The sequence below is a fragment of the Micromonospora sp. NPDC051006 genome (assembly GCF_044456245.1).
In the GTDB taxonomy this organism is placed as follows: Bacteria; Actinomycetota; Actinomycetes; order Mycobacteriales; family Micromonosporaceae; genus Micromonospora.
Genome location: NZ_JBITFP010000031.1, coordinates 37,623 through 54,336, shown reverse-complemented (window position 1 = coordinate 54,336; position 16,714 = coordinate 37,623). Strand labels below are relative to the sequence as shown.

The following is a 16,714-nucleotide window of genomic DNA, read 5'->3' as shown; positions in this document are numbered from 1 at the left end:
GGCAGCGGCGCTCAGAGCACGAACGCGTCGGTCCAGAGCGCGCCGCCGCGGCCGGAGAGCGCGTCCAGCAACGCCACCGCCTGGTTGTCGGTGAGCTGCGCGACGAAGTCGATGATCGCCCGACCACGGGCCCGGCCGATCCGGTCCGCGGTGCGCGGGTGCAGCTCCGCCTCGGCCAGCTCGACCAGGTCGTGCAGCCGCCGCGGCAGCCGCGACTCCTCCTCCGGGTCGAGCAGCCACTCCCAGAGCGCCTCCACCAGGGTGCCCAGCAGCCGGGCCTGCCCACGCTGGTGCAGGGCCAGGTCCGGGCGGGCCAGCACGAACCGGTGGTGGACGAACTTGAGCACCTGCACCTCGTGCCACTGCGCCGGGGCGAGCAGCACGTGGCCGGAGCGCACCGACGGCTGGTCGCTGACCCTGATCGCCTCGACGAACCGGGTCGACCAGCGCGCGGAGAAGCGGGCCACGTACTGCTCGGCCTCGATCGAACCGTCGAACGGCATGGCGAGCAGGCCGTCCACCAGCTCCTCCCGGACGTGCTCGACGGCGGCGGCGAACGCCTCGTCGTCGGCCACCCAGGCGTCCTTGCGGTGCAGTTGCCGGCGCAGCCGTTCGATCGCCGCGCCGGGCCGCCGGGCCGAGGTGCCCAGCGCGGCGTCGGTGATCGCACGGAAGTGCCCGCCCTCCCGCTGCCAGGCCATCAGCTCGGCGGCCACCGCCCCCTGCTGGAGCACCCCGACCCGGTAGAAGTCCTCCACGTCGTGGATGGCGTACGCGATGTCGTCGGCGGTGTCCATCACGGAGGCCTCGACGGTCTGCTGCCAGTCGGCGATCCGGCCGACGAACGGCTCGCGGGCCTGGCGCAGGTCGTCGACCTCGGTCCGGTACGCGCCGAACTTCGACGAGCCGCTCTCCGGGTCGTCCGGCGGCGGGGTGGCCCCGCGCGGCGGCGGGTCCAGCAGCCGGGGATGCGGATCCGGGTGGTCGAGCCGGGTCCACGGATATTTCAGCATCGCGGCACGCACCGCCGCGGTGAGGTCCAGCCCGGTGGTGGCCGCGCCGCGGATCTCGGTGCTGGTGACGATCCGGTACGACTGGGCGTTGCCCTCGAAGCCGTCGGTGAGACCGAGCCGCTGCCGGGCCAGCCGGTCCAGCACCCGCTCGCCGAGATGCCCGAAGGGCGGATGCCCGAGGTCGTGGGCGAGCGCCGCCGCCTCCACCACGTCCGGGTCGCAGCCGCCGAGCTTCTCCAGCAGGTCACGCTGGCGCCCGTCGGCGGTGAGCCGTTCGGCGATCGCCCGGGCGACCTGGGCTACCTTCAGGCTGTGGGTGAGCCGGTTGTGCACCAGCAGGCCGGATCCGACCGGGCTGATCACCTGGGTGACCCCGCCGAGCCGGGCGAAGAAGGGCGAGCCGACGATCCGGTCCCGGTCGGCCCGGAACGGGCTGGCGGCGAGGTCACCGAGGGCCCGGGCGCTGCCGCCGAAGAGCCGCCGAGCGCGCGGCTCCACAGGTGGTTCCATGATCGCCACGCTAGCGCGGCAGAATGCTGGGCGGAAACCACTCCCGAAGGCGGATCGAGATCGTGACCCTCTCTGTTCATCAGCGGATCGCCGAGGAGCTCGGCGTGGCCGAGCGTCAGGTGCGGGCGGCCGTGGAGCTGCTCGACGGCGGCGCGACCGTGCCGTTCATCGCCCGCTACCGCAAGGAGGCCACCGGCCTGCTCGACGACACCCAGCTTCGTACCCTCGAGGAGCGGCTGCGCTACCTGCGCGAGCTGGACGAGCGGCGGGCGGCGGTGCTGGAGTCGATCCGTGGCCAGGGCAAGCTCGACGAGGCGCTGGAAGCCCAGATCATGGCGGCCGACTCGAAGTCCCGGCTGGAGGACATCTACCTGCCGTACAAGCCGAAGCGGCGGACCCGGGCGCAGATCGCCCGCGAGGCCGGGCTGGCGCCGCTGGCCGAGTCGCTGCTCGACGATCCGGCGCAGGAGCCGCGGGCCGTGGCCGCCGGCTACGTCGACCCGGAGAAGGGGGTCGCCGACCCGGCCGCCGCGCTGGACGGCGCCCGGGCCATCCTCATCGAGCGTTTCGCCGAGGACGCCGACCTGATCGGCACGCTGCGCGAGCAGATGTGGTCACGGGGCCGGTTGGTGTCCCGGGTACGCGACGGGCAGGAGTCGGCCGGGGCGAAGTTCGCCGACTACTTCGACTTCGCCGAGCCGTACGCCAAGCTCCCGTCGCACCGCATCCTGGCGATGTTCCGGGGCGAGAAGGAGGGCATGCTCGACCTGACCATGGAGCCGGAGGAGAGCGGCGAGGCCGACGCGGCGCCGACCGGCCCGAGCCGGTACGAGGCGGTGATCGCCGGCCGGTTCGGGATCAGCGACCAGGGCCGGCCGGGTGACCGGTGGCTGGCCGACACGGTGCGCTGGGCCTGGCGCACCCGGATCCTCATCCACCTCGGCGCGGACCTGCGGATGCGGCTCTGGCAGGCGGCCGAGGAGGAGGCGGTGCGGGTCTTCGCCACCAACCTGCGCGACCTGCTGCTCGCCGCCCCGGCCGGCGCCCGGCCGACGATGGGGCTCGACCCGGGTCTGCGCACCGGGGTGAAGGTGGCCGTGGTGGACGGCACCGGCAAGGTGGTCGCCACCGACACCATCTATCCGCACGAGCCGCGCCGGCAGTGGGACGCCTCGATCGAGACCCTGTCCCGGTTGGCCGGGGCGCACGGGGTGGAGCTGATCGCCATCGGCAACGGCACCGCCTCCCGGGAGACCGACAAGCTCGCCGGTGAACTGATCAAGCGGCACCCGCAGCTGAACCTGACCAAGGTGGTGGTCTCCGAGGCCGGGGCGTCGGTCTACTCCGCCTCCGCGTACGCCTCGCAGGAGCTGCCCGGGCTGGACGTGTCGCTGCGCGGCGCGGTCTCCATCGCCCGCCGGCTCCAGGACCCGCTCGCCGAGCTGGTCAAGATCGACCCGCGGTCGATCGGCGTCGGGCAGTACCAGCACGACCTGTCCGAGGTGAAGCTCTCCCGCTCGCTCGACGCGGTGGTCGAGGACTGCGTCAACGGGGTCGGGGTGGACGTCAACACCGCGTCGGCCCCGCTGCTGACCCGGGTCTCCGGCATCGGAGCCGGGCTGGCCGAGAACATCGTGCTGCACCGCGACGCCAACGGCCCGTTCCGCACCCGCGCGGAGCTGAAAAAGGTGGCCCGGCTCGGCCCGAAGGCGTTCGAGCAGTGCGCGGGCTTCCTGCGCATCCCCGGCGGCGACGACCCGCTGGACTCCTCCAGCGTGCACCCCGAGGCGTACCCGGTGGTGCGGCGCATCCTTGCCAGCACCGGGCAGGACCTGCGCTCACTGATCGGCAGGTCGGCGATCCTGCGCGGGCTGCGGGCGACCGACTTCGTCGACGACACGTTCGGCCTGCCCACCGTCACCGACATCCTCAGCGAGCTGGAGAAGCCGGGCCGAGACCCGCGGCCGGAGTTCCGCACCGCGACCTTCGTCGAGGGCGTGGAGAAGATCGGCGACCTGACCCCGGGCATGGTGCTGGAGGGCGTGGTGACCAACGTGGCCGCCTTCGGCGCCTTCGTCGACGTCGGGGTGCACCAGGACGGCCTGGTGCACGTGTCGGCGATGTCGCGGACCTTCGTCAAGGACCCGCGCGAGGTGGTGAAGTCCGGTGACGTGGTCAAGGTCAAGGTGCTCGACGTCGACGTACCGCGTAAGCGGATCTCGCTGACCCTGCGGCTCGAGGACGAGCCCGACGCCGACGCCGACCGTCGCGGCGGCGGCCAGGACCGTGGCGGGCGCGCGGGTCAGCGCGGCGCCGGACGCGGCGGCCAGGGCGGCCGTGGCCAGGGCGGTGACGGGCGCGGCGGTCAGGGTGACCGGGGCGGGGCCCGACAGGGCCGTGGCGGCGCGACCCCGCCGGCCAACGACGCGATGGCCGAAGCGCTGCGCCGCGCCGGCCTGGCCTGACCCTCGGGCAACCCGATCTGACCAACCGACCCGACCCGTCGGCCGGCCGTCGAGGCTGCCCGACGGGTCGGGCCGCGTGCTGTCGACCTGCCCCAGATTTGGACACCCACCAGGCCGCCCTTCCGAGCCGCGCCGTAGGCCGACGCCGATCGTCCGTTGTCTGCCTTGCCCTAGCAGCACGAGATCCCGCGGAAGCGGGGTGAGCCGGCCGGCGCGAGAGCGGCGTAACGGCGGGTGCGGGTGCGGGTGCGGGTGGATCATCGGGGCCGGGCTGAGCGGCGTACCGTCGGGGCGTGGGTGAGGACGACGGCCTGGACTGGCCGGAGCGGCAGCGGCGGGCGGTGCGGGCCCATGCGGAGGCCGACGCCCGACGGCGGGCGACCGCGCACGCGGAGGCCGCGGAGATCGTGACCTGGTTCGTGGCCGAGGCCAACCGGCGAGGGCTGCGCCCGACCCGGCTGGTCGCGCGCTCCTACGACGGTCGCGGTCGGTACCGGACCGGGCTGACCGGCTGGTACGTGGACCAGGCGCGCAGCCGGGCGGTCGACGTGGACGGCCGGTTCTTCCTGCTGACCGTGCCGGGCAGCCTGCGAGCCCGGCTGTTCGGCGCGGAGGCCGAACCGAGCCCACCGCCGCTGATCGTCGGCGAGGGCGGCCGGGACGGGGAGTCGATCCCGCTGCGGACGCTGCTCACCCGCCGGCTCGACGCCGGTTCCGACGGCTGACGTTCCACCACCAGAACTGCTGCACGAGCAGGGTGAGCAGCCCGGCGAGCACGATCGCGACAATGTTGATCACAAGCTGGAGCGCCGAGCCGCCCGCCTCGTCCCAGACCCCGTAGGCGCCGGCGACGGCGACGTTCGCGGCGGCCGGCACGGTGGTGACCGAGATCAGCACCCCGACCAGGCTGCCGGACTTCTTCGAGGTGAGCGAGAGCATGCCGGCGACCCCGGCCAGCAGGCCGACCACCCAGGAGAGCGCGTCCGGCCGCCAGATGAAGTCGGTCAGCGGCCGTTCCGCCAGCAGCATCTCCCGGCTGACGAGGCCGACCGCGGTCAGCGCCCAGGTGCTCAGCACGGTGGCCACCATGGCGGCCAGGAAGCCCACCACCAGGGCCTGCACCGACCGCAGGACGGTGCCCACTCGCCGGCGTAGCAGCCCGACGCAGAGCGCCGCGAGCGGCCCGAACTCGGGGCCGACCACCATCGCGCCGACGATGAGGATCGGCTGGTCGAGCAGGACGCCGATGCCAGCGATCATGGTGGCGACGATGATCAGCACCAGGTAGGTGCCGGAAAGCTCGGTCTGCTCGCCGGTCTTGGCCGCGATCTCGTCCCACACCACCGCGTCGGCGCCGCTGCCGGGCGCCTCCTCCGCCGCCCGGTCGGCCGCCGCGGAGATGGTCAGCTCGACGTCGTCGGCGGCGACACCCCCGCGCGCCTCCACGCCGAGCTGTTGCAGGCCGTGCAGCACGCTGTCGGCGCTTTCCCGGACGACGTCGCACTGGATGAGGTCGCCCGGGGGCTGGCGGGCGGCGCCGGGCAGCACCACCAGGTGGGTGACCCCGGGCTCGGCGGTCAGCAGCTCGGTCACCGCCGCCGACTGGTCCGCCGGAGCGATCACCCTCAGGTGCAGCACACGTCCCCCTCGCCCGACCGGCGGTTCTCCCCTTGCCCGTCCGGCCGTCGCGACTGTACCGCTCGGGCGCTGATCTGCGCGGACCGCACAAGGTTCGGCGGTGGAGCCGTGTCCGTGTGCGGAGTTTCGTGGTTGATCGGGAGGAAGCAGCCCGACTGTGAGCATTCGGAGCTGCTGCGGCGTCTATGCCTGATAGAACACTTAAAGAACTTTTTGTCGCATTACCTCGGAGGTCGGAACGGTGCCGGTACCTGCTGCGCTCGTGAACACCCCCGGTCGCCCCCCACGGCAGATCCGCCCCGATCGGGGTAAGCGGATCGTCGACGTGACGGTGGCGGTCGTACTGCTGGTGCTCGTCACGCCGGTGCTGGCGGTGGTGGCGGTCCTGGTCGCCGTGGGCCTCGGCCGCCCGGTGCTGTTCCGCCAGTGCCGCATCGGCCTGCACGGCCAGCCCTTCGAGGTCGTCAAGTTCCGGACCATGCGACCGCCCAACCCCAGCCGCGGCCTGGTCGGCGACGACGCACGACTGACCCCACTCGGGCGCTGGCTGCGCGCCACCAGCCTCGACGAGCTGCCCACGCTCTGGAACGTGCTGCGCGGCGACATGAGCCTGGTGGGCCCCCGCCCGTTGCTGCCCGAGTACCTCGATCGCTACTCGCCCTGGCAGGCCCGCCGGCACGAGGTACGACCCGGCGTCACCGGGCTGGCCCAGGTGCGCGGGCGCAACAGTCTGAGTTGGGAGCAGAAGCTGGACCTCGACGTGCGGTACGTGGACAGCTGCAGCCCCCGCCTCGACCTGTCGATCCTCCTCGCGACCGTGCATACCGTGCTGCGCCGCGACGGGATCAACGCGGCGGGCTCGGCCACCGCCCCGGAGTTCCTGGGTACGCCGCACCGCACGGCACTGTCACAGCGGGATCGGACCCCGGCATGACGACCTTGCAGGGGGCCGGACCGGCGAGCCGGCGAGTCCTGCTCTCCCCGCCCGACGTCGGGCCGCTCGAGGAGTCGTACCTGATCGCCGCGCTCCGCTCGGGCTGGGTGGCGCCAGCCGGCCCGGACCTGCAGGCGTTCGAACGCGAGATCGCCGAGCGGGTCGGCACCACGGGAGCCCTGGCGGTCAGCTCCGGCACCGCCGCCCTGCACCTCGCTCTGCTCGGCGTCGGGGTCGGGCCTGGCGACGTGGTCCTCGTGCCCACACTCACCTTCGTCGCGACCGCCAACGCGGTCCGCTACATCGGCGCGCGACCGGTCTTCGTCGACTGCGACCCGCAGACCGGCAACGTGGACGTGCAGCTCGTGGCCGCGCTGATAGAGCGGCTGCGATCGCGCGGCGAGCGGGTCGGCGCGGTCGTCCCGGTGGACATGTTCGGCAGCTGCGCCGACTACGACGCCTTGGTACCGCTCTGCGTCGACGCCGAAGTTCCCCTGGTGGAGGATGCCGCGGAGGCACTCGGTGCCAGCTACCAGGGACGGGCCGCCGGCTCCTTCGGGCGCGTCGGCGCGCTCTCCTTCAACGGCAACAAGATCATGACCACCTCCGGTGGCGGCATGCTCGTCTCGGACGACGCCGCTCTGCTGGCTCGGGCCCGTCACCTCTCCACCCAGGCCCGGGAGCCGACGCCGCACTACGAACACCGCGAGACCGGCTACAACTACCGACTCAGCAACCTGCTGGCCGCGCTGGGCCGGGCCCAGCTGGTACGACTGGACGGCATGATCGCCCGGCGCCGCCAGTTGCGCGACCGCTACGCCAAGCTCTTCGCTCCGGTGCCGGGCGTCCGGCTGCTCGGCGCCGAGGACACCGGGTCGAACTGCTGGCTCACCGTCATCACCGTCGAGCGGGAGCGGTGCGGCTGGCGGGCGGACGACCTCGCAGCCCACCTGAGCGAGCGGGACATCGAGACCAGACCGGTGTGGAAACCGATGCACCTGCAACCCGTCCACGCCGGAGCCGAGAGCCTGCTCACCGGCGCCGCGGAGCGGCTGTTCGCCGACGGGCTCACCCTGCCCAGCGGAAGCGCGCTGAGCGAGCCCCAGGTCGGCCGGGTACTCGCCGCGATCGACGAGTTCCTCACCCTCGGGGCGGGAGGCCCGGCAGCGTGACCACGGGACTTGTGGTGGTCGGCTGCGGTGGACACGGCCGGGAGGTGCTGACCATCGCCCGGGCGGTCAACGAGGCCGTCCTACAGCCGCACTGGCAGCTGCTCGGTGTTGTCGACGACCGACCCACCGAGGAGAACCTCAAGCGGTTGCAGCGACTCGACGTGCCGTACCTCGGCGACGTGGCCTGGTTGCGCGATGCCCCGCCGGGCGTGCATCACGTCGTCGGCATCGGAGACCCGCGAATTCGCCGAGCGGTCGGGCGGCGAACCGACGGGTACGGCGTCCCGGCGGCGAGCCTGGTCCACCCGGACGCCACGATCGGGCCGGACACGGAGCACGGGCCGGGGTTCGTGGCCTTCGCGGGGGCCCGGGTCACCACGAACGTCACTCTCGGGCGGCACGTACATCTCAACCAGAACGCCACGGTCGGCCACGACAGCACCCTCGCCGACTTCGTCTCGGTCAACCCGCTCGCCGCCGTCTCCGGTGACTGTCACCTCGCCGAGGGTGTCCTCATCGGCACCACCGCGGCCGTCCTTCAGGGCTTGCGGATCGGGCGCGACAGCACCGTCGGCGCCGGTGCCTGCGTCGTTCGGGATGTGCCCGATCAGGTGGTCGTCAAGGGCGTACCGGCCCGTTGAGGGCCGCCGGGTAGCCCGTCCGCACCAACCAGGACAGGCAGGATATTCGACTCATCAAGCCCGAAAACGCCCACCGGTGCCGTAAGAGCCTGTAACAAGGACAAAGAGCGTAGAGCTCCTTCTGCCGCGTGGCGGAAGTGGTCGAAAGACGGAACAGGGAGCCAAATACATGCCGCAGCACCCCGAGATGACGGCACAAGCGGACCGGCGGACGCGACGGGCCAGGGCCCGTCGCCGCACCACCGGCTTCCTCGCCACCGACACCACCGCCTGGATCGGCGGTTTCGTCGCGGCCGTGTGGACCCGGTTCGAGTTCCAGCTTCCCCCGGGCCAGCTGGGCCGGGCCGCGGCGATCGGCGCGGTCGCGGCGATCGTGCACGTGGCGGTGGCGGCGCTGCGCCGGCTCTACTCCGGACGGCACCCGCTGGGCAGCCTTCAGGAGGTCCAGGGCGTCGCCGGTACCACCATCATGACGGCGGCGATCGTCCTGCTCGGCCTGCTGCCCTCCGGCGACCGGCCGGTACCGGCGAGCACCCCGCTGGTCGGCGGCGCGCTGGCCCTGCTGTTCATGCTCGGCGCCCGGTTCGCCTACCGGCACCGGCACGATCTCGCCATGCGGCCCGACGTCCGGTCGTCCACGCCCGTGCTGCTGTTCGGGATGGGTGACGCCGGCCAGGGGCTGCTGCGCGCCCTGCTCAGCGACCCGCGCGGCCGGTACCTGCCGGTCGGCGCGCTCGACGACGACCCGGACAAGCGTGACCTGCGCGTCGGCAGGGTACGCGTGCTCGGCGGACGGCACGACGTGGCCGCCGCGGTCCGGCGTACCGGGGCCAGCGCGGTCATCTTCTCGGTGGCGAACGCCGACGCCGCGCTGATCCGACAGATCCGCGAGGCGACGCTCCAGGCCGGCGCGGCGTTCAAGGTGCTGCCCCCGGTCCGGGACCTGGTCGATCATCGGATCACCGTCACCGACGTCCGCGACGTGCAGATCAGCGACCTGCTCGGCCGTCGCCAGGTGGTCGGTGACCTGCCGTTGAGCACGAACAGCCTGACCGGCCGACGGATCCTGGTCACCGGCGCCGGCGGCTCCATCGGCTCCGAACTCTGCCGGCAGGTGATGAAGGCGGACCCGGGTGAGCTGATGATGCTGGACCGGGACGAGTCCGCCCTGCACAGCCTGCAGATGTCGCTCGCCGGACGGGCCCTGCTGGACGGTCCCGAGCTGATCCTCGCCGACCTGCGGGACGACGAGGAGATCCGGCGGATCATCCGGGAGCGCCGCCCGGAGATCATCTTCCACGCCGCGGCGCTGAAACACCTGACCCTGCTGCAACGACACCCGGGCGAGGCGGTCAAGACCAACGTCTGGGGCACCCTGTCGGTGCTGGACGCCTGCCAGGACGTGGCCAAGTTCGTCAACATCTCCACCGACAAGGCAGCGGACCCGATCAGCGTCCTCGGCTACTCGAAGCGGATCACCGAACGGTTGACCGCGCACGCCGCGTCCCGGTTCCCCGGGACCTTCCTCAGCGTCCGGTTCGGCAACGTGCTGAGCAGCCGCGGCTCGGTGGTGACGGCGTTCCAGCGGCAGATCGAGGACGGCAAGCCGCTGACCGTCACCCATCCGGAGGTCACCCGCTACCTGATGACCGTCCAGGAGGCCGTCCACCTGGTGCTCCAGGCCGCCGAGATCGGGCGCGACGGAGAGGCTCTGGTGCTCGACATGGGCGAGCCCGTCCGCATCGACGACCTGGCCCGCCAGATGGCCGAGCACGCGTCCAGCTCCGTGCCGATCGTCTACACCGGCCTACGGCCCGGCGAGAAGCTGCACGAGGACCTGCTCGGCACCGGCGAGATCGACACCCGACCGTTCCACCCCCTGGTGTCCCACGTGGCCGTGCCGGCGCTCGACCCGATGGAGGCCAGCGGGCTCGACCCGTACGACGACCCGGCGAAGATCGTCGAGCAGCTCGCGCTGCTCTCCGCCCAGCCGGTCGGGCCGATGCTGCACGGTCCGCTGGGCGTGCCGCTGTCGTCGCGCTGACCCACCCGCTCCCCACGGGGGCGGAGCAGTCGGAAAGGGGGCACCGCGCGCGGTGCCCCCTTTTCCTCATCCCGTTCCCGGCCGACGAGCGGGAACCGGTATCGGGAGAGACGTCGAGGCCGGCGACCGCGGTTGCGGTCGCCGGCCTCGTTCGACGCGGATCAGCGGCGGATACCCGCCCAGTCGTGGTGCCGGCGGACGGTGGAGAGGACGAAGTCGACCACCCGTCGGGAGGTGTCCGGGACCTGGTAGTCGACCGGACAGGGCACGCCCTGCGCGGCGACCTGGTCCACGGTGACCTGGACGGCCTCGACCACGCCCGCCGGGTCCAGCCCGGTCATGATGATGCCCCCGGCGTCCAGCGCCTCCGGCCGCTCGATCGACTCCCGCAGGGTGACCGCGGGGAAACCGAGAATGGCCGCTTCTTCGCTGATCGTCCCGCTGTCCGACAGCGTGCAGTACGCCTTCGTCTGCAGGTGGACGTAGTCGATCAGGCCGAACGGCTCGTGGAAGGCGATGCCTTCCAAAGCGGCGGCGTCCGGCGCCAACGCCTCCAGCCGCTTACGGGTGCGGGGATGGGTGGAGACCAGCACCGGGTAGCCCCAGCGGTCGTGAACCGCCCGGAGGCAGTCCAGCAGCTGCCGCAGCCGGGCCGGCTGGTCCACGTTCTCCTCGCGGTGCGCGCTGACCATGAAGTAGCGCCCCGGTTCGAGTTCGAGTTGCCGCAGGATCGGCGACGCGGTTATCTCGGCACGGTAGTGCTCCAGCACCTCCCGCATCGGCGAGCCGGTGTGCAGGATCCGGCGCGGGTGCAGCCCTTCGGCCAGCAGGTTGCGCCGAGCGTGCTCGGTGTAGACCAGGTTGAAGTCGGCGACGTGGTCGACCAGCCGGCGGTTGGTCTCCTCCGGCACGTTGAGGTCGAAACACCGGTTGCCGGCCTCCATGTGGTAGACCGGCACCCGCATCCGCCGGGCCATCAGCGCCGCGATACAGCTGTTGGTGTCGCCGAGCACCAGCAGCGCGTCCGGGCGCAGGTCGGCGATCGCCGCCTCCATGCCGACCAGCACGCCGCCCAACACCCGGCCGAGCGAGGAGGTGTCGACCCGTAGGAAGCGGTCCGGCTGGCGCAGCCGCAGCTCGGTGAAGAAGACGTCGGAGAGGGTGCTGTCCCAGTTCTGTCCTGTGTGCACCAGGACGTGGTCCACCGTGTCGTCGAGCCGGGCGATCACCCGGGAGAGCCGGATGATTTCGGGTCGGGTGCCGACCACCGTCATGATCCGGGTCATGCCCGTCCTCTCTCTGCTGCCACTTTGCTCAGGATGTCCTCGAACTGGTCGACGCCCGCGCGCAGCGACATCCGCTCCTGATAGACCTGTCGAGCCCGGCGGCCCATCTCCTCCCGGGCGAGGGTCGGCTGGGCGGCCGCCTCCGCGAACCGGTCGGCGAGGGACTGCCAGTCCTCGGGCGGGCAGACGAGGCCGACTCCGGTCGACCGGACCAGGTTCGCGGTGTCGCCCGCCACCGACGCGATCACCGGCACACCGCAGGCCAGCGCGGCCTGCAGCTTCGACGGGACGGCGGCGCGCAGGGCCGGCACGTCGCGCAGGCAGATCAGTTGCCACTCCGCTGCGGCGTACAGGTCGGCCATCTGCTCGGCCGGACGCCGGCCGACGAACCGCACGTTGTCGGCGCCGAACTCGTCGGCGAGCCGGCGGGCGGCGTCCTCGCCGGCGCCCGAGCCGACCAGCACGACGTCGACCCGGTCCCGGACGGCGGCGGCCGCCCGCACGGCCGTCTCGATTCCCTGCAGCAGACCGATGTTGCCGGCGAACATCACGGTGGGGCGGCCGCGGTGACCGAGCACCGCGCGGGCCGCCGCGGTGACCGGCACCGGCCGGAACAGCGCGTCGTCGGTCCAGTTCCAGACCACCCGTACCCGGGCCGGGTCAGCGCCGCGCGCCACGACCCGCTCGGCCATCGCGGGCGAGATCGCCACCACCGCGTCCGCCATCCGGTACGTGCGGCGCATCAGCCCGCCGAGCGCACTTCCCAGGGCGCGCCCCTTCCGTCCCGGGGGCGCCATCCCGGAGTGCACCACCGACTCGGGCCACAGGTCCTGGACGTGCAGCACGATCGGCGTCCGCCGGACGGCGTGCAGCAGCGCCGCGGCGGCGATGGAGGTGGGTGGCGGATGGTAGACGTACGTGACGTCGACGCCGGCGAGCCACCGCACCCCGGCCGCGCTGCTGGCGCCGAAGGAGAGGTGGCTCAGGGCCCGCCGCGCGGCCGAGGTGTCATGACTGGGATAGGCGGGCACCCGCCGGATCTCGACCGGTCCATCGCTCTCCCGGTGCCGCCAGCGTTGCCGCCACCCGGGAAAAATGCGGCCGTGCGGGTAGCTGGGGAAGGTGGTGAGCACCCGGACCTCGTGACCACGGTCGGCCAGTTGGTCGGCGAGGTTGCCCGGAATGAAGACCCCCTCCGGGGGATACCACTGGCTGACCAGACCGATCTTCACGCGCCGACCGCCACCGGCGCCGGCCGGGCCGCCTCCACCGGCTCGGGCCAGGTGTCCGGTCGATCCGGGTCGAAGAGTTCGTTGGTCCAGAACATCGTCACCAGCTCGTTCGGGCCGGTGTTCACCAGCTTGTGCACCCACATCGTGGGCATGTCCACGAGCACCGGCTCGTCGCCGCGCACCGGGAAGCGCACCACCTCGGCATCGCCAACCCGGCGAAGGCTGATCTCGGCCGAGCCACGCAAGACCACGAACCGCTCCACCTTCGCCAGGTGGAAGTGCTCGCCACGGGTGATCCCGGGAACCGTGCTGGAGCAGAAGGTCTGGCCGGCGCCGCCGTGCGCCTTGACCGTCTCGACCAGCTCACCACGGGCGTCCGCCCGGCGAGGCAACGGCAGCGGATAGTGCGCCGGAAAGCAGTGCGAGCGGTAGGTGTTGAACAGCCGCACGTCGTGCCGCTCCGACAGGGGCGGGATCTCCCCCGTCCGGTACGTCGCGGCCATCCCGGTGAGCCGGTCGGCCAGGGCCTGGACACCGATCCGCAGCGCCGGCATGGCCGGGTCCCACGACCCGCCCGCGGGCATGCCGATGAGCCGGGCGGCGGCGTCGGTCACGTGCACCAGGCTCAGCTCCCGGTCGGCGTGCACCTCGGGCCGTCCACCCTCGGCGAGCAATCGGCAGAAGGTCGCCACCGCCGAGTTGTAGTAGGGCCGGCCGTGTTCGCCGTAGAGGTTCGGCAGCAACACGTCGTCGAGGCCGACGCCGGAGTCCGCCAGCACCCGGGCGGCGGTGGCCTTGGCGTCGCCGTACGGGGTGCCGTTGCCGGCCTGCACCGAGTTGGCGTAGACCACCCGCGCCGGCGGGCTCGCGCAGTGCTTCAGCCCGGCGGCGAGCTGCGCGGCGAGCTGGACGTTTCCGGCGGCGACGTCCGCCGGCTCCCCCCGGTTCACGCCGGCCAGGTGCAGCACCTGGTCGAACCCGTTTACCTTCGCGGCGATCACGCCGGGGTCGGCGAGGTCGGCGCGGGTGAGCACGGTCGGCTCCGGCCAGCCGAGCGCGCGCAGCAGCACCCGGACGTGCCAGCCGAGAAAACCGCCGGCGCCGGTGACGGCCAGCTTCAGCACGCCAGCACCGGATCCCGCAGGGCCAGCTCCGCGCGGACCTCGGGCAGCGTCTTCAACAGCTCGATGATCTCGGGTACGCCGAGCCGCGGCGCGTTCGCCGAGTTGAAGTCCTCGGCAGGCCCGTCGCCGAGGTCGCCCTCCGAGACGTAGAGCGCATAGTTGAGGTTGCGGCCGTCGAGTGGCACCCGGAGGAAGTCGCCGAAGTCCTCGGCCTGGGCGAGCTCCTCGCGGCTGGCCAGCGTCTCGTCCTGCTTCTCGCCGTGCCGTACGCCGATCACGTCGAGCTTGGCGGGCACGTCGAAGAGCTGGCAGACCGCCTCGGCCAGGTCACCGACGGTGCAGGCGGCGGCCTTGCGGATGAAGATGTCGCCGGGCCGGGCGTGCTGGAAGGCGTGCTCGACCAGCTCAACCGAGTCGGCCAGCGACATCAGGAACCGGGTCATCCCCGGGTCGGTCACCGTGGGCGCCCGACCCGCCTTGATCTGCTCGATGAAGAGCGGAATCACCGATCCGCGCGAGTACATGACGTTGCCGTACCGGACGCAGGAGACCGTGGTGGCGCTGTTCGGGTTGTTCCGGGCGTGCGCCTGGGCGACCTTCTCCATCATCGCCTTGCTCATGCCCATCGCGTTCACCGGATAGACGGCCTTGTCGGTGCTGAGCACCACCACCGAACCGACCCCGTTGCGCTCCGCTGCCTCGACGACGTTGCTGCTGCCCAGCACGTTCGTCCGGACCGCCTCGAGCGGAAAGAACTCGCAGGAGGGCACCTGCTTGAGGGCGGCCGCGTGGAAGATGTAGTCGATGCCTCGGCTGGCCTTGAGCACCGAGTCGTAGTCCCGCACATCGCCGACGTAGTAGCGGACCCGCTCGTCGCCGAGCAGCCGACGCATGGCGTCCTGCTTGGCCTCGTCCCGGCTGAGCACCCGCACCTCGCCGACTCCCCGGTCGAGGAGCCGACGCACCATCGTCTGCCCAAAAGACCCGGTGCCTCCGGTAATCATCACCCGGCGCCCGGTCGTCATTGAAGTCACTGAAACTCCGTTCGTCGCTGAGGGGCGGTCGGCCGCGCCCGCAGAAGGTCCGGGTACCAGCCACCCACTCGGGCAACGAGTCGCCGGGGGCGGAGAAACGGAGAATCCGGTCAAACCACCGATCCGCTGGCGCTAAGGCGGCCAGGAACCGTGCCGACAGGAGTTCGGATGACCAGCGCGGCCACTCTTTTACACCTCGAGAGTCGCCGGGACCCGTTCAGGGAGATGCCGTGCGCTTGGGTGACCCGCCGCTCGGCCGAACAGCGCGTTCAGTGGCCTAAAAGTCACAGCACGTGACGTGACCCCCAATTCCTCGTTGAGCCTCTGGCAGCCCGACGTCCACGACGAGCGCGCCCGGTTTCCGGGCTTCAGCCGGCCACCACCCGCCGACGGGGACCAGAGAGACACGATGACCACGACCACCCGCACCACTCTGCTTCTGTGCGATCTGGCTCCGTTCCGCTACTCGACCCGGACGCGCAAGATCGCCGCCATGGTCGCGCCAGGCCGCCCGGGCGAAATCCGCGCGATCACGCTGGCCCGAGTCGGTCGACTGGGCATGAGTGACAGCCCAGGTCGCACCGAGATCGACGGAGTCGAGGTCGAGCAGCTGCCCGTGAGCGAGATCGACGACCGCCGGAACCTCACCGCCTCCGTCCGCAACCTACTGCTGGGGTACCTGCCCGCGCTCTGGCGGCTGCGACGGCGAGTCCTGAGCACACCAGCCCGGACGATCCTCGTCGGCCACGTGGCGCTCTTCTGGCTCGGCATCCGTCACCGCCGGCGGTGGGGCAGCGAGGTGATCATCAGTAGCCGCGAACTTCCCGGCGGCATCCGCACCAAGGGCTCCCTGGCCACCTGGTTCTCCCGCCTTGAGCCATGGATGATCCGTCGAGCCGCGCGTCGGCACGCCTTCACCGTCGTGGCGGTGTGCGACAGCCACGCCGCACGGTTTGGCGAACTCGGGGTCAAGGACGTGCTCGTGGTCCGCAACGTGCCGCTGGCGTCTTTCGCCCCGGACTTCACACCCCCGCCCGAAGGACCCGCTCTGCGCGTCGCTTGCGTCGGCAGCCTCTATCCGGGGCGGGGTGTCGAGGTGCTGATCGATGCGGTGGTCGCCGCGCGGACGGCGGGAGCTCCGGTTCAGCTGACCATCACCGGACCGGCAGGCAGGGAGTACCGGCAGACACTCCGCGAGCGGATCGACGCTGCGGAGGCCGGCGCGTACATCGCTCTGGAGGAAGCCTGCGCCGCCGATCAGGTGGCCGCCTGCTACCAGCGCGCTCATGTCGGCACCGCTCTCTACGAGGCCGTCGACGCGGCCAACGACTCGCTTTCGAACAAGATCTTCGAGGGCGTGGTGGCCGGCCGGCCGGTGATCGCCGGAAACCTCGCCGAGAACCGCGCCCTGGTCGCGCGTCATCGGTTGGGTTGGACCTGTCCCGTCGAAGTCGGCCCGATCCGGGACATCCTGATCGACCTGGCCGCCGACCTTCCGGCCGTGCGGGCGCACGCCCAGCACTGCCACCACGTCGGGCGCACGGAGTTCGTCTGGGAGATCGAGACGCTGCCGCTGCAGAAGCGCCTGATCGGCACCTGACGGCTGAGCCAACAGCGAGGA

12 protein-coding genes and 1 pseudogene are annotated in these 16,714 nt (G+C 72.0%); 7 read left to right on the top strand and 6 right to left on the bottom strand.

Features of this window, described 5'->3' with window-relative positions:
* Nucleotides 1–11: 11 nt before the first annotated feature.
* Entirely contained in the window at nucleotides 12–1,523 is a 1,512-nt protein-coding gene (locus ACIBBA_RS30770; protein WP_396701983.1) for a deoxyguanosinetriphosphate triphosphohydrolase family protein, read from the bottom strand.
* On the opposite strand from ACIBBA_RS30770, the pseudogene ACIBBA_RS30765 reads away from it, so the two are divergent.
* Together ACIBBA_RS30765 and ACIBBA_RS30760 are read left to right on the top strand one after the other, a co-directional pair.
* Nucleotides 1,522–3,988: pseudogene (locus ACIBBA_RS30765) on the top strand (Tex family protein). The gene ACIBBA_RS30770 and the pseudogene ACIBBA_RS30765 sit on opposite strands and share 2 nt — an antisense overlap.
* A gap of 293 nt (nucleotides 3,989–4,281) precedes the next feature.
* Nucleotides 4,282–4,713 carry a hypothetical protein gene (locus ACIBBA_RS30760; protein WP_396701981.1) on the top strand — a complete coding sequence of 144 codons (432 nt, stop codon included), beginning with the start codon at nucleotides 4,282–4,284 and terminating at the stop codon, nucleotides 4,711–4,713.
* Here the strand turns inward: ACIBBA_RS30760 and ACIBBA_RS30755 are convergent.
* Entirely contained in the window at nucleotides 4,679–5,626 is a 948-nt protein-coding gene (locus ACIBBA_RS30755) for a DUF389 domain-containing protein (RefSeq protein WP_396701979.1), read from the bottom strand. The genes ACIBBA_RS30760 and ACIBBA_RS30755 overlap by 35 nt on opposite strands.
* 241 nt (nucleotides 5,627–5,867) lie before the next feature.
* Between ACIBBA_RS30755 and ACIBBA_RS30750 the strand changes: the two genes are divergently transcribed.
* From ACIBBA_RS30750 to ACIBBA_RS30735, 4 genes are all read left to right on the top strand, one after another.
* Nucleotides 5,868–6,560: a sugar transferase gene (locus tag ACIBBA_RS30750; RefSeq protein ID WP_396701977.1), complete on the top strand. Its 693-nt coding sequence runs from the start codon at nucleotides 5,868–5,870 to the stop codon at nucleotides 6,558–6,560.
* On the top strand, nucleotides 6,557–7,732 hold the full coding sequence (locus ACIBBA_RS30745) for a DegT/DnrJ/EryC1/StrS family aminotransferase (RefSeq protein WP_396701975.1): 1,176 nt from the start codon (nucleotides 6,557–6,559) through the stop codon (nucleotides 7,730–7,732). The genes ACIBBA_RS30750 and ACIBBA_RS30745 overlap by 4 nt, the downstream gene beginning before the upstream one ends.
* Nucleotides 7,729–8,373, top strand: coding sequence for an acetyltransferase (locus tag ACIBBA_RS30740; protein ID WP_396701973.1), 645 nt, complete (start codon nucleotides 7,729–7,731; stop codon nucleotides 8,371–8,373). Before ACIBBA_RS30745 ends, ACIBBA_RS30740 begins: the two co-directional genes overlap by 4 nt.
* A gap of 169 nt (nucleotides 8,374–8,542) precedes the next feature.
* Entirely contained in the window at nucleotides 8,543–10,417 is a 1,875-nt protein-coding gene (locus ACIBBA_RS30735; protein WP_396701971.1) for a polysaccharide biosynthesis protein, read from the top strand.
* 161 nt (nucleotides 10,418–10,578) lie between these two features.
* Here the strand turns inward: ACIBBA_RS30735 and wecB are convergent, their stop codons facing one another.
* The 4 genes from wecB to ACIBBA_RS30715 are packed head-to-tail and all read right to left on the bottom strand — an operon-like array spanning nucleotide 10,579 to nucleotide 15,063.
* On the bottom strand, nucleotides 10,579–11,703 hold the full coding sequence (gene wecB / locus ACIBBA_RS30730) for a non-hydrolyzing UDP-N-acetylglucosamine 2-epimerase (protein ID WP_396701969.1): 1,125 nt from the start codon (nucleotides 11,701–11,703) through the stop codon (nucleotides 10,579–10,581).
* Nucleotides 11,700–12,935 (bottom strand): glycosyltransferase family 4 protein, encoded by a 1,236-nt coding sequence (locus tag ACIBBA_RS30725; protein ID WP_396701967.1) that lies wholly within the window; start codon nucleotides 12,933–12,935, stop codon nucleotides 11,700–11,702. Before ACIBBA_RS30725 ends, wecB begins: the two co-directional genes overlap by 4 nt.
* Nucleotides 12,932–14,059 carry an NAD-dependent epimerase/dehydratase family protein gene (locus tag ACIBBA_RS30720; protein WP_396701965.1) on the bottom strand — a complete coding sequence of 376 codons (1,128 nt, stop codon included), beginning with the start codon at nucleotides 14,057–14,059 and terminating at the stop codon, nucleotides 12,932–12,934. Before ACIBBA_RS30720 ends, ACIBBA_RS30725 begins: the two co-directional genes overlap by 4 nt.
* Nucleotides 14,053–15,063, bottom strand: coding sequence for a polysaccharide biosynthesis protein (locus tag ACIBBA_RS30715; protein ID WP_396702016.1), 1,011 nt, complete (start codon nucleotides 15,061–15,063; stop codon nucleotides 14,053–14,055). Before ACIBBA_RS30715 ends, ACIBBA_RS30720 begins: the two co-directional genes overlap by 7 nt.
* Nucleotides 15,064–15,502: 439 nt before the next feature.
* Between ACIBBA_RS30715 and ACIBBA_RS30710 the strand changes: the two genes are divergently transcribed.
* Nucleotides 15,503–16,693: a glycosyltransferase gene (locus tag ACIBBA_RS30710; protein ID WP_396701963.1), complete on the top strand. Its 1,191-nt coding sequence runs from the start codon at nucleotides 15,503–15,505 to the stop codon at nucleotides 16,691–16,693.
* Nucleotides 16,694–16,714 lie beyond the last annotated feature (21 nt).

Coding starts and splice junctions, on each gene's coding strand:
- ACIBBA_RS30770 (WP_396701983.1), bottom strand. CDS start 1,523: ATGGAACCACCTGTGGAGCCGCGCGCTCGGCGGCTCTTCGGCGGCAGC.
- ACIBBA_RS30745 (WP_396701975.1), top strand. CDS start 6,557: ATGACGACCTTGCAGGGGGCCGGACCGGCGAGCCGGCGAGTCCTGCTC.
- ACIBBA_RS30735 (WP_396701971.1), top strand. CDS start 8,543: ATGCCGCAGCACCCCGAGATGACGGCACAAGCGGACCGGCGGACGCGA.
- wecB (WP_396701969.1), bottom strand. CDS start 11,703: ATGACCCGGATCATGACGGTGGTCGGCACCCGACCCGAAATCATCCGG.
- ACIBBA_RS30715 (WP_396702016.1), bottom strand. CDS start 15,063: ATGATTACCGGAGGCACCGGGTCTTTTGGGCAGACGATGGTGCGTCGG.
- ACIBBA_RS30710 (WP_396701963.1), top strand. CDS start 15,503: ATGACCACGACCACCCGCACCACTCTGCTTCTGTGCGATCTGGCTCCG.